This window comes from uncultured Bacteroides sp. (assembly GCF_910586915.1).
Taxonomy (GTDB): domain Bacteria; phylum Bacteroidota; class Bacteroidia; order Bacteroidales; family Bacteroidaceae; genus Bacteroides.
On the sequence record NZ_CAJULN010000032.1, the window covers coordinates 1 to 12,676 of the forward strand.

General features: G+C 47.5%; 9 protein-coding genes and 1 pseudogene. 5 read left to right on the forward strand and 5 right to left on the reverse strand.

What is annotated here, in order from left to right:
- On the reverse strand, positions 1-1,492 hold a 1,492-nt coding region (locus tag QZ331_RS10840), incomplete at its 3' end, for an RluA family pseudouridine synthase (RefSeq protein ID WP_294630145.1).
- 131 nt (positions 1,493-1,623) lie between these two features.
- Between QZ331_RS10840 and QZ331_RS10845 the strand changes: the two genes are divergently transcribed.
- Positions 1,624-2,088 (forward strand): MaoC family dehydratase, encoded by a 465-nt coding sequence (locus QZ331_RS10845; protein WP_294630146.1) that lies wholly within the window; start codon positions 1,624-1,626, stop codon positions 2,086-2,088.
- A gap of 142 nt (positions 2,089-2,230) precedes the next feature.
- Here the strand turns inward: QZ331_RS10845 and QZ331_RS10850 are convergent, their stop codons facing one another.
- The 4 genes and pseudogenes from QZ331_RS10850 to QZ331_RS10865 form a co-directional block, all read right to left on the reverse strand.
- Positions 2,231-2,752, reverse strand: coding sequence for a hypothetical protein (locus QZ331_RS10850; protein WP_294630148.1), 522 nt, complete (start codon positions 2,750-2,752; stop codon positions 2,231-2,233).
- Between the two features lie 22 nt (positions 2,753-2,774).
- Positions 2,775-3,740 (reverse strand): annotated as a pseudogene (locus QZ331_RS10855) (GNAT family N-acetyltransferase); the annotation flags it as partial.
- Positions 3,741-3,819: 79 nt separating this feature from the next.
- Positions 3,820-4,710, reverse strand: a complete 891-nt coding sequence (gene bla / locus QZ331_RS10860; protein WP_294630150.1) for a class A beta-lactamase, subclass A2 — start codon at positions 4,708-4,710, stop codon at positions 3,820-3,822.
- A 375-nt stretch (positions 4,711-5,085) separates the two neighbouring features.
- Positions 5,086-5,520, reverse strand: coding sequence for a DUF6078 family protein (locus QZ331_RS10865; RefSeq protein WP_294630152.1), 435 nt, complete (start codon positions 5,518-5,520; stop codon positions 5,086-5,088).
- Between the two features lie 246 nt (positions 5,521-5,766).
- Between QZ331_RS10865 and QZ331_RS10870 the strand changes: the two genes are divergently transcribed.
- The 4 genes from QZ331_RS10870 to QZ331_RS10885 all read left to right on the forward strand — a co-directional run bounded on the left by QZ331_RS10870 (position 5,767) and on the right by QZ331_RS10885 (position 12,675).
- On the forward strand, positions 5,767-6,336 hold the full coding sequence (locus tag QZ331_RS10870; RefSeq protein ID WP_294630154.1) for an RNA polymerase sigma-70 factor: 570 nt from the start codon (positions 5,767-5,769) through the stop codon (positions 6,334-6,336).
- 106 nt (positions 6,337-6,442) lie between these two features.
- Positions 6,443-7,378, forward strand: coding sequence for a FecR domain-containing protein (locus tag QZ331_RS10875; protein ID WP_294630156.1), 936 nt, complete (start codon positions 6,443-6,445; stop codon positions 7,376-7,378).
- A gap of 165 nt (positions 7,379-7,543) precedes the next feature.
- Positions 7,544-10,945 carry a TonB-dependent receptor gene (locus tag QZ331_RS10880; protein ID WP_294630158.1) on the forward strand — a complete coding sequence of 1,134 codons (3,402 nt, stop codon included), beginning with the start codon at positions 7,544-7,546 and terminating at the stop codon, positions 10,943-10,945.
- 11 nt (positions 10,946-10,956) lie between these two features.
- Positions 10,957-12,675 carry a RagB/SusD family nutrient uptake outer membrane protein gene (locus QZ331_RS10885; RefSeq protein WP_294630160.1) on the forward strand — a complete coding sequence of 573 codons (1,719 nt, stop codon included), beginning with the start codon at positions 10,957-10,959 and terminating at the stop codon, positions 12,673-12,675.
- Position 12,676: the final 1 nt, after the last annotated feature.

Here is a 12,676-nt window from a genome sequence, read left to right on the forward strand (position 1 = left end):
GTGTACGTCCGGTCAACGGATACAAGGTGATGCGGGTATGTCGCTTTGAACTTGCGATAATCCGGTATTCCGTGACGGCTTCTTTCCCGTATTCTTCGTTCACCATTTGGCGGGGACGGTCGAGTGGGTTCAGACAGAGTGGGAGCGAGATTGTCCCCGTCTTACCTGTGGTCAGGGCCGTATCTTCTCCCTCCAATAAAGCGATATACCTTTTTTTAATGCTCCTGTTCTCGAACTGTGCCTGCAAATGCCTATGTGCTTCTTTGGTTTTGGCTACAAGCAATAATCCCGAAGTTGCCATGTCGAGCCGGTGTACAATCATAGGTCCCGTAGCATCGGGATACTTTTTCTTCAGACGGTGGTAGACGGAGTCCGTCTCCTCCGCCTTTCCCGGCACGGATAACATTCCTGCCGGTTTGTTGACTATTACCAGCCATTCGTCTTCAAACACGATTTCCAGTTCCGTGTCTTTATGTATATTGTCCGACAACGGATTCTCGTCTACCTCCAATCCCTGGAGCATATGTTGAAGAATGGGTTCGCATTTTCCTTTGCAGGAGGGATAGTAATAGCCGTGATGTCTGATTTCGTTTTTCGGAGACTCTCCCCACCAGAACTCGGCCATTGCCAACGGTTTCAGTTGATGAAGATACGCATATTGCAGCAGCTTGGGCAACGCACACTCGCCTGCACCGCTGGGCGGTACTTTCCCTACGGTCTGCTCAAAGAGGCTGCATAAGTCTTTCACTTCTCCTTTTGCATTCAGCATCCGGAACTGCCCGAACAACTTTTGTTGCAAGGCTGCCGAACGTTCTTTCCGTTCTGCTTTCAGTTTTTCTATTTCGTCCTTGAAGCGGCAGACTTCCGCTTCACGTTCCTCCAACCGCCTTTTCCAGTACTTTTCTTTTCGCTTGTATTCAGCTTTTTGATATTGGCTTTCCCGAATCAGAGCGGCTTGTTCTTCTTCGGAAATCCCGTTTGCCGACCGGCGCCGACTCTCTCTGACTTCCTTCGCCGCCTTTAGTTCCGCTTTGGCTTGAATCAGTTCCGTCCGGGCCTGTTCGGTTTCTGCTTTCAGTTTTTCTTTCGATTCAAGGTAGTGTGTATTGTTCTCCAATTCGCCGATGCGGGTATTGATGGCTGAAATCTGCTCTTCCTCCATCTTGAAGAATCCTTGCGGTTGCAGCAGGTCATAGACCGGAGGAACAAAATAAGTATGGAGGTTCTTTCCCGCCAAATTGCCGGAAAAGGCTGCCAGATAGCCGATGTTGCTTTCTTTCTCCGTGGCTTCTCCCGTTCCGCATTGTACAATCAATACCCCGAACATCTTTCCGAGAGCTAATTCTTCCTGCCATTCCTTGCGGCTTGCGATATACGCTTTTACTTCCTCTGCCGCCAATACGCACAACGGATGGGGAGTATAATGGAAAGGATAAGTGAATTTCGCCGGTAGCGCAATGTGGAAAACAGGTTTCTTGAAGAGATGTATCATCGGTGTATCTTTGAATGTGATTATGGGTGCAAAAGTAAAGTAAAATCGGAAGAACTGATGGCATATCAGTTTATTTTTCCTAATTTTGCCACCAATTAATAGATTAATAACCCCCATAAAGCGTTCAGACTATGGAAAAAGTAATTATCAATTCGTACGAAGAATTTGAACAACTGTTAGGTAAACAAATAGGTGTTTCCGATTATGTGGAACTCTCTCAGGAGCGCATCAATCTTTTTGCGGATGCGACATTAGACCACCAATGGATTCACGTGGATACGGAACGTGCCAAAGTGGACAGCCCTTACAAAAGCACAATAGCTCACGGTTATCTGACATTGTCCATGCTGCCGTATATGTGGAACCAGATAATCCAGGTGAACAACCTGAAGATGATGATTAACTACGGTATGGACAAGATGAAATTCGGTCAGGCTGTGTTGGCAGGACAGAGCATCCGCCTGGTGACTACCCTTCATTCGTTGACCAATCTGCGTGGCGTGGCAAAGGCTGAAATCAAGTTTGCCATCGAGATAAAAGACCAGCCGAAGAAAGCACTCGAAGGCATTGCCGTATTCTTATACTATTTTAATTGATTACAATAAAGGCGGTTTGTCTCACTACAGATAACACCGGTTAGTACAGTTTGCTTTTTTAATACTTGCATAATGAAGTTAAACAATCGGTGCTAATCGGTGTTATCTGTAGTGAGACAAGCCGCTTTGCTTTTGTCAGGTTCTACTTCTTGGCTTTCATTGCCTTTAGCGTATTTCTGCGTACGGCACGGATGGCAGGGCTTAACAGTTCGGGTTCCATAATTTCCAGCATGGTACGCAGTTCTTGCTGCAATTCGGGAATAGAACGGGTCAGTTGGCAGGCAAGTTTTATGCAGAGAGACTGCACTCCGCCCGGTTCACGTCGGGTTATGACACGTTCCATACAGAAATCGAGGAAATCCATCCGTGGCGGATTGGCTGCCGGCTGTTGGCTGAGCAGGCTCAGGAGCATCCTTCTTTTTCCTGTGTGCGGGCAGACTAATAGTGCATCAATCAGTTCGTCTTGCCGTTGGCTTAGCCATTCTACACCTTCTTTTGGGAAATGCGTGCAAACCCACAAGGCATGATAAGAGAGAGTCTCGTCTTTGTCAAAGATAAGTTGGTAGACCTCTTCTCTGAGCTGCTCGTCGTCTTGTATGAAGTGAAGTATCTCTCTGATGTCTTCGATATGTACGCGTTCGGCTAATCTTGTACGCAGGTTCATGCAATTCTCTTTTTTTCCGGTGTCAACGGTTGCTTGTTTCGATGCTCGCTTTTTCCAACTGTAGGTGCAGAATCGGGTAAGGCTTTCCCTGGCTGTCCGTTTCGTCCCTGCCGATGGTTTGGAATCCCATGTGAAGGTAAAAACCGAGTGCTTTCCCGTTCTGTTCGTTTACGTCCACCTTATCTATCTGTCTCTTCAAGATGGCGTATTGCAACAGGCGCTTGCCGTATCCTTTTCCCTGCTCGCTGCGATTGACGAACAGCATTTCGATTTGTTCGTGGCTCAGTCCCATGAAAGCTGCAATCTTTCTTTCGGCATTCCGGATGATGTATAGTTCTACTGCCGCTAAATACTCATTGCGCACCAACGGTTTGTAAAACCGGATGTCTTCTTCGGTGAGAAAGTGATGTGTGTGGCGCACCGATGCTTCCCACACCTCTGTCAGTTCATCATAATCCTGTGCGGTGGGTCGGGAGATGTTGGGGAGATAGTAGCACAGATGGTCGAATATGTTTCCGTTGTATGTCAGTTCGGCTTGGTGCAGCAGGCCTTCGTAGATAAAACCATTTCGTTCGAGCACTTGTTGCGACCGCTTGTTGTGTGGGTAACAATTGGCGGTGATGAGGCTGAGTTGCAGTTCGCCGAACCCGTAGTTTATTACGGCTTGCACAGCTTCCGTCATATACCCTTTGCCCCAATATGCTTCGTCGAGCCAGTAGCCCAGCATACGTACCTGCGGATTCTCCCGTTTCGGGTCGGGGACGATTCCGACGGAGCCGATAAGCTGCCGCGTGTCTTTCAGCGTCATCGCCCAAATATTCTCCTGGCCGATAAATACATTCAGAAGAATCTCCCGCGATTCTTCCAGTGTCTTGTGGGGCGCCCATCCTGCATTGTTGCCTAAGTTCGGGTTTTGACAGCAGGCAAAGAAGGCTTCCGCATCCTCTTCTTGAAAGGGGCGGATTAGCAGCCTTTCTGTCTCAAGGCTGCGGGTGGTTATTGTTTCTTTAGGGTCGGTTTTCTTCTCCATTTCTTTCTATTGTTACGACCGTTCATTGTTCTCTCTTTTATCGGGCTGACTTCATCACATATTCATAGACGATACGCGAAACGTCAGCGATTGTCCGACTGTTGTCGGTAAGACTCTCTTCGGAGTCTTTTACGAAAACAGCTATGCTGTAGGCTCTCCCGTCGGGCAATAGGACAAAGCCGATGTCGTTGCAGCCTATCTGCCGGCCTTTGGCGTTCAGGTCGCCCGTTCCCGTTTTGTGTCCTATGGTTACGCCTTTGTCCGATAAGGGAGCCGCCAGGCGGTCTTGTCCGGTCCGGCATTCTACCATTGTCTGCCGGATGAAGTCTTTATAGGTTGTGCCAGACAACGGCTCACGGCGGAAAATCTCCAGCAATTCGGCGGCGGCCAACGGGGTACTCCAGTTTTGATAACACAACTCCAGGTCTTTGTGCATATCGTCCTCGGTGGCTACGATGGAGAAATCCCGTAGGCCTAACGAACGGATGTATTTGTCTACCGCTTCCGTGCCGCCCAGGTAATCGAATAGTATATCGCACGCGTTGTTGTCGCTCTGTTGAAGCGTGTATTTCAGCAGGTCGGCAATGCTTATCTCGATTCCTCCTTGCGGATGTCTTTCGCGTAGCGGACTGTAGGTGTCCGGTTTCAAGTCCTGTTTCTCTATCGTCAGTAGCGTGTCCAACGGTTGGTTTCGCTTTGCCATATAGTCGGCTACTGCCAGGGCCTGATGGAATTTGAAGACACTCATCAGAGGATAGCGGGCGTCGTTGTTGACGGTTACCGTGTCTTTTCCGTCTATGATGACGGCAATCCCTATTTCGGCTTTCTTGTCTTTGACGGCTTCCTTCAGTTGTGTCTCAAGGGAAGCACTCCGGCAGGAAAACAGCAGGACGGGGAGCAGGCAAAGGTATATGATGGATGGGCGCATACTCGGTCTTTATCTTTTAAATATAGGTTGCATCAAGTCTGATATCTTGCACAAAGATATATTTTTCCTACCGAACTTTTTCTATATAGTCACACTTTTCCTGCCGAATGTATAAGGAAAATCTGCTTCAAGGCTTGAAACCAAAGTTTCTACTGCTTGAAACTTTAGTTCCAAAGCTGATGGAACAAGAGTTTCATTGGGAAGAAACCTTTGTTTCCACCCATATGGAACTAAAGTTTCACACGAAGGAAACGAAATTGAAACTCAATGGGGCACGACAAACCTCTCTGTCTTTGGCGAAGAAAGACACGATACATTCACGCACGATGCCACACTTTGTCCGTGTGGCAAGGCTACGGGCTGTGCGACGTCAATTTACCAGATATATTCTTCCGTATAAGATTGGTAGACCGGTTCGTCTTTGATTCCTTTGTTGCGGAAGAGTTGTCTGATATACTCCTGGTCTTTGGGCATGAGTCCCCGTTCTCCGCGGTAGAGCCTGTAGTAGCCTGTTTTTCCATAGCGCCTTATCATCTGTGCTCTGATACTCACTGCATCTTCATAAGGGATTCTGTCAAGCATCCGCTTCATTCCCCACGCCATACGTATTTTGTTGGCACTCTTGAAGTATGGGCACGGTTCTCCCGCCGCAGGATAATGTGTCGGGTTGACGATGGAGATGTAAAAACAGTCGGTTGTCTTATTTTGTGCAGCGATGTGGCGCAGACATTTCGAGGCTTGCGGGCACTGTTCGTTGAAGCAACGGACAAAATTGTAGGGGACAGACTGGCTGCCGGCTTCTTCTTTCATATTCTGTAGAGGTTATTTTATTTGTAGGAGACTTCTTGCCCATATGTCTATATCGCAGGAAAATATCCTTCACAAAAGTAGGGCTTTATTTCGGGAATGTGAAGCGTTTGAGCGAATATTCTTTCAAAGGCGGTCCGGCGGGCGGCGGGAAAGAGATAAAGCAAATAGTAAACGGGAAAATTTGTAAATTCAAAGATTGTTCCTACTTTTGTTTTAAATACTTGGAAATTACAATAAAGATGAACGATGGCTACAGAGTTACCTCACCCCGGCAGTACTTTTAATAATATTTATACGCAATATTACCGAAAATCTTTTCTGTTCGTAAAGTCGTATGTATATGATGACATCGCAGCGGAAGACATTGCTTCGGAAGCCCTTATCAAGTTGTGGCAATGGATGCAGCGTAACCCTACGGAAATTGTCGGGCCGATGTTGCTCAGTATTTTAAAGAATAAAGCCTTAGACTATCTGCGGCACGAAAGCATAAAGCAACAGGCTTTGACGCATCTTTCCGAGAAACAACAGGAAGATTTGGCTCTCCGTCTCTCTTCGCTCGAAGAGTGCAACCCGAATGAGATTTTTTCAAAAGAGGTAACCGGCATCATACGCGACACGTTGGAATCGCTGCCCGAACAGACTTCCCGCATATTTTCCCTTAGCCGCTTTGAAGGCAAAACCAACCGGGAGATTGCCGCCGAACTCCACATCTCCGTCAAGAATGTCGAATATCATATCTCCAAAGCACTCAAAGTCTTTCGGAAAACTCTGAAAGACTACCTTCCTTTATTTTATTTCTTTTTCTATTTGAAGTAATCCGCCCGTTGCGCAAGGCTTTTCATTTTTCCGCTTTCAAAAAAACGTTTTTCTTTTTAGGGTAAATAAAACCTGAAACGTTATATATATAAAGCAATCGGAAAAAATGAATGAATTGTTGCAAAAGTACATATCGGGCGAGGCCTCTGAAATAGAAAGAGAGCGGGTGGTGGACTGGCTGCGCGAGGACGAGGCGCATCTGTCCGAATACAAACGGCAGCGTAAGCTGTACGACATCGCTTTGTGGCGGCAAACGGACGATACTTACACGTTGCCGAAACCCCAAAGTCTGCTGAAGCGAAAGTTAGGTGTTTTGTATCGGGTGGCAGCCGTAGCCGCCATTGCCATAGCAAGCATCCACTTCTACAATTATTACAGCGTACGCGGCAAAAGCGAAAACCTGCAAACCGTAATCGCCCCGGCAGGGCAACACGCGGAGTTACGTTTGGCGGACGGAACACATATATGGCTTAATTCGGGAAGCCGCCTGACCTTTCCCGGACAGTTTCCTAAAGACGCCCGTCGCGTAAAGCTGGATGGTGAAGGCTATTTCAAAGTCTCCTCTCAAGCCGAAAGACCTTTCATCGTTGAAACCAGCCAATGCGACATCCGGGTATTGGGCACCGAATTCAATGTGTTGGCTTACCGGAAAGATACCGTCTGGGAGACAGCTTTGCTGAACGGAGCGGTGGAAATCTTACATAAAAAAGAGCAGACACCTCTTATGAGGCTGACGCCCGGAAGCGCCGCCGTATTGAAAGGAAACCGGATGGTGAGGGAAACAATCCGCACAACCGACTATTTTCGCTGGCGCGAAGGACTTATCTGTTTCAACGATATCTCCCTGCGAGACATGATAGAGAAACTGAAACTCTATTACGATGTGGACTTTATCGTCAATAACCGGCAGGTTCTCGATGCACACTATACCGGAAAGTTCCGCACGAATGACGGCATAGACCATGTCATGCGCGTGCTCAGCCTCAACAGTAAATTCTCCTACGATAAAGATGAAGAGAGCAATACCATCACTATTTATTAACATTTAAAACATACTGAAGCCTATGGAAGATTGAAAACACCGCGAAAGAAACAAAAGATGGGACAGTGCTGCAACACCATCCCATTTGTCTGAGTCGGGCTGTAGGAAGCCGACGAGATAGTTATAGATTAAGTTAAACCTAATAAACTAATATGTTGCGAAAATATGAAAAATTCTCTGTATCAGGAATTATTTATAGAAATTAAACAGTTATTCCGTATTATGAAAATCACAGTTTTATGCCTGCTTCTATGTGTGGGAAATCTCTTTGCCGTAGGAAGCTATGCGCAGACGGCTCATGTAACGATTGTTGCCAACCATATGACGATAGGACAAGTCATCAACGAAATCGAGAGGCAGACAGAGTATCTGTTTGTGTTCGACGTCAAAGATATCGACACCAAACGCAATGTCGGGATAAATGCGAAGAATAAGAGTGTCGGTGAAATTCTGAATGACGTGTTTCGGGGGACAGGCGTCCGTTATGTGATGGAGGGTAAAAACATCATGCTTGTAGACGACGCCATCTCTAAAAACGAACAGCAACAGGGAACTCCCGTAACCGGTACGGTAAAAGATGAGAATGGCGAACCTGTCATCGGTGCCAACATCAAGGTTGCAGGAAGCACCATCGGTACCATCACAGACGTCAACGGTTGTTTCAGCATCCATGCACCTGCCAATTCCGTGCTGCAAATCACTTATATAGGTTATCAGACGAAAACGGTCAGCATCGGTGTACGGAAAGTGATTGATGTGGTTCTGCAAGAGGAGAACGCACAGCTTAATGAGGTGGTTGTAGTAGGTTACGGCACCATGAAGAAAAAAGATTTGACCGGTTCGGTCACTGCCGTCAAAGGCGACGAGCTTGCCACCCGCCGTACTACCCAACTTTCCACAGCGCTGCAAGGCGCCCTTTCCGGTGTGACGGTCAGTCGTGAAGACGGTGCTCCCGGAAGTGCTTCTTCCATTCAGATACGTGGCGTCACTACCATTGGCGATTCAAGTCCGTTGGTCATTATTGATGGAATACCCGGAGATATCAATTCGGTAAATCCGGAAGATGTGGAAAATATGTCGGTATTGAAAGATGCTGCTTCTGCCTCTATCTACGGTTCCCGGGCTGCCGCCGGAGTCATTGTTGTCACGACCAAACGTGCCAAAAGCGGCGATGTTGCTTTGAGCTACAATTTTGAGTATGGCTGGGAAATGCCGACCAAATTGCCCGCTTACGTCGGAGCGCAACGTTATATGGAAATGGTGAACGAGACACGTTACAACGACAACCCCGATGGCGGATGGTATCAGACATACACCGAAGGCGACATCGCCGATTGGCAAAAAAACAACGCTGCCAACCCCGACAAATATCCGATGACGGACTGGGGAGATATTCTTTTGAATAGTTCCGCACCCCGGCAGACTCATACGCTTAATATCGCCGGCGGAGGGAATGTAATCCGTACCAAAGCCTCTTTCCGCTACGATAAGACCGACGGGCTTTACGTCAACAAAGCGTACGACCGTTTTATGGTGCGTGTCAACAATGACTTTAAAATCAATAAATACATTTCCGCCAATTTGGATTTGAATTTCTCCCGCTCCAAATACCTCTCTCCAAACTCTAACCCGATGGGAATAGGCGGACGTAAAATCCCTTCAATCTACGCTTCCAAATGGACGAACGGACAATGGGGCGACGTAAAGGATGGCGAAAATATGCTGGCTAAAATAACGGACGGAGGTACTATTCACACTTGGAATACAACTATCGGAGGCAAACTGGGCCTTGACATCGCTCCTGTCGACGGGTTAAAACTTTCGGCGGTTGTGGCTCCCAACTTTAACAATGGGAAGAAAAAGACGTTTGTCAGGCAGATTCCCTATACCCGGGCCGACGAGCCGAATACCATTGCCGGTTACATGGGCGGTTATCGTACGACAAACCTGAAAGAAGACCGTAACGACAACCACGATATTACGACTCAGTTTTTTGCCAACTATGCCAAGTCGGTGGGGCAGCACGATTTCTCTGTCATGGCAGGATACGAAGATTACTATGTGAATTGGGAGAATCTCAATGCTTCCAGAGACCAATATCTGCTTACCAACTATCCTTATCTCGATTTGGGTTCGGAAGATTATCGGGACAATGGCGGCAATGCCGAAGAATATGCCTACCGTTCGTTCTTTGGCCGTCTGACATACAGCTATGCCAACCGCTATCTTGTTCAAGCCAATCTGCGTCGCGACGGTTCTTCCCGTTTTGCATCCGATTGCCGTTGGAGCAATTTCCCTTCCGTATCACTTGGCTGGGTGGTTTCCGAAGAGAAGTTTTTCCAGAAAGCCGATATGGACTGGTTCTCTTATCTGAAGTTAAGAGGTTCGTGGGGCAAGTTAGGAAACGAACGTATAGGAACTTATGATGAAAATGGAAATTTCATTTATAACTACTACCCCTACCAGGCTGCCATCGACTATAACAACGCCCTGTTTCAGAACGCACAGGGTCTTGTGTCTTCTGTCATTACCGCCGCACAGCAAAAATACGCAGTCCGGAATATCTCATGGGAAACAACCGAAAGCTGGGATATCGGTCTGGATGCCAACTTCCTGGGTAACCGTCTGCACTTCTCTGCCGATTATTATCGGAAAAATACGAAAGATATGTTGCTTGCGTTGGAAATTCCACACTTTATAGGTTATGACAATCCGGATGTCAATGCCGGAAATATGCATACTACGGGTTATGACATAGAGATTGGATGGAGGGATACGAAGGGTGATTTTTCCTACTCCGTTTCGGCTAATTTGTCTGACTTCACCTCGACTATGGGTAATTTGAACGGAACGCAGTTTCTTGGCAACCAGGTGAAAATGGAAGGAAGCGAATATAACGAATGGTATGGATACATGAGTGACGGCCTGTTCCTGACCCAAGAAGATGTAGACAACTCGCCCAAACTGAACAACAGCGTTAAGGTGGGCGACATTAAGTACAAAGACATTTCCGGTCCCGACGGTGTACCCGACGGTATAATATCGCCCGAATACGACCGGGTACTGTTGGGTGGTTCTCTGCCTCATCTCATGTTCGGTCTTACTTTCAATGCCGCCTATAAAGGGTTGGATTTTGGTTTGACACTGCAAGGGGTAGGCAATCAGAAGTCGCAAATCAGTGCAGCCATGATTGAAGGCTTGCAGGATAACTGGCTGAATTTCCCCACCATTCTCGATGGCAATTATTGGAGTGCCCGCAATACGGACGAGCAGAATGCGGCAGTCAAGTATCCGCGTCTGACACGTACCAGCCGCGATGCCAATCTTTGTATGTCCGACTATTGGCTTTATAACAGTCGCTACATCCGTCTGAAGAATCTTTCTGTCGGTTATACGCTTCCGAAGGCTTGGACAACCAAAGCCTGCATGAATTCGGTACGTGTGTATGTAAGCGGCAGCGATTTGTTTACTGTCAGCGGGGCTCCTAAGGGCTGGGACCCGGAAGTCAGTGTAGAGGGTTATCCTATCACCACCTCCTTAGTATTTGGTGTTTCAATTAATTTTTAGTCATGAGAAATATGAAAAAGTTACTATTATATATCGGAGGAGTCATAATGTCACTTTCCTCTTGTCACGATCTTAATTTGAATCCTTTATCAAGCGGTTCTACTGAAAATTGGTACTCTACGGAGACGGAAGTGCAGATGGCTGTTGATGAATTATATCGGTATGATTTCTGGCCGGAGGACGGACAACAGCAGACAGACTGGTCGGACGACTACACTTCACGCAATCTGCTGACATCGTTTGACGATGGAACACTGAACGGGCAGAACGCTTGGGTCACTGCTCTTTGGTCTAACCAGTACAAGGTTATTTCTCGTGCCAATGCGGTTATTGAGAAATCGCATCGTGCCATCAGCAACGGAGCATCTGTCGCCACTATCAACCGCTTGGTTGCCGAAGCCCGTTTTCATCGGGCGGCTGCCTACGCCAAACTGATTGTCAAGTTTGGTGACCTCCCGTTGGTATTGACCGATGTCAGTATTGAAAGCGGACTGACAATGGGGCGCACGGACAAAGCGATTGTATTGCAACAAATCTATGAGGACTTTGATGAAGCAATCAAAGTGCTTCCGGCTTCTTACGCAGAGCAGCAACGTGCCACTCAGGGCGCAGCGCTGGCCTTAAAAGCCAGGGTTGCCTTAGTGATGGAGGACTGGGAAACTGCCGCCGTTGCTGCCAAAGCGGTGATGGATTCGGATATTTATCAGTTGCATCCGGACTTTGGTCATTTGTTTCTTTCTACAACCAAAACTTCACGTGAGTTCATTTTTAAGATTCCGCGTAACGCCACGTACGACATCTATTTGGGAACAGGCAACGGCGGAGTCAACCAGGTGTACAACGACCTTCCCCGCAATGTAGGAGGATGGACACAGACTTGCCCCTCGTGGGAGTTGTTGGCTGCATTTACCTGTACGGATGGCCTGCTTATCGATAAGTCACCTCTTTTCGACCCACACAATCCGTTTAAGAACCGCGACCCGCGCTTGGCGGAAACGATTGTGCCGTTCGGCTCCAACCATCTTGGCTACGAATATACTCCGCATCCGGAGCATCTGACTTGTATGAATTATAACACAGGAGAAACGGTAAAGAACAACGATACGCGTGCCAATGCCCAATATGCTTCGTTCGACGGCCTGGTATGGAAGAAGGGGATTGATGATACATGGCTTCAAAATGGTTTCAAGGTAGACCAGGATGTTATCTATTGTCGCTACGCAGAAGTCTTGCTGACCTATGCGGAAGCGAAAATAGAACTGAATGAGATAGACAACTCGGTATTGGATGCACTGAACGAAGTTCGTGCCCGGGCGTATGGGGTAGATAAATCCGAAAAGACCCGATATCCGGCGTTCACTGCTACCGACCAGTCTACGCTGCGCCACCAGCTACGGGTAGAGCGCCGTATGGAAATGGCGAAAGAACATATGCGATATACCGACATTATTCGCTGGCGGCTTGCAGAGAAGGTGATGAGCCGTAAGACGTATGGTATGCTTTATCCGGCTTCGTTGTGTATTGAACGGGTTTGTGACCAGGGAGATTGGTTTTGGGCTTTTGCGCCGGATATGGATGAAGATGGTTGTGCCGATTTCTCCAGATTGGAAGCAGCCGGTAAGTGCCAGGCACTTGCTGTACGCAGTTGGAATGACCGGCAATATTTATGGCCCGTACCTACAACGGAACTTCAAATTAATAAAAAGCTGAAACAGAATCCCGGTTACTAAA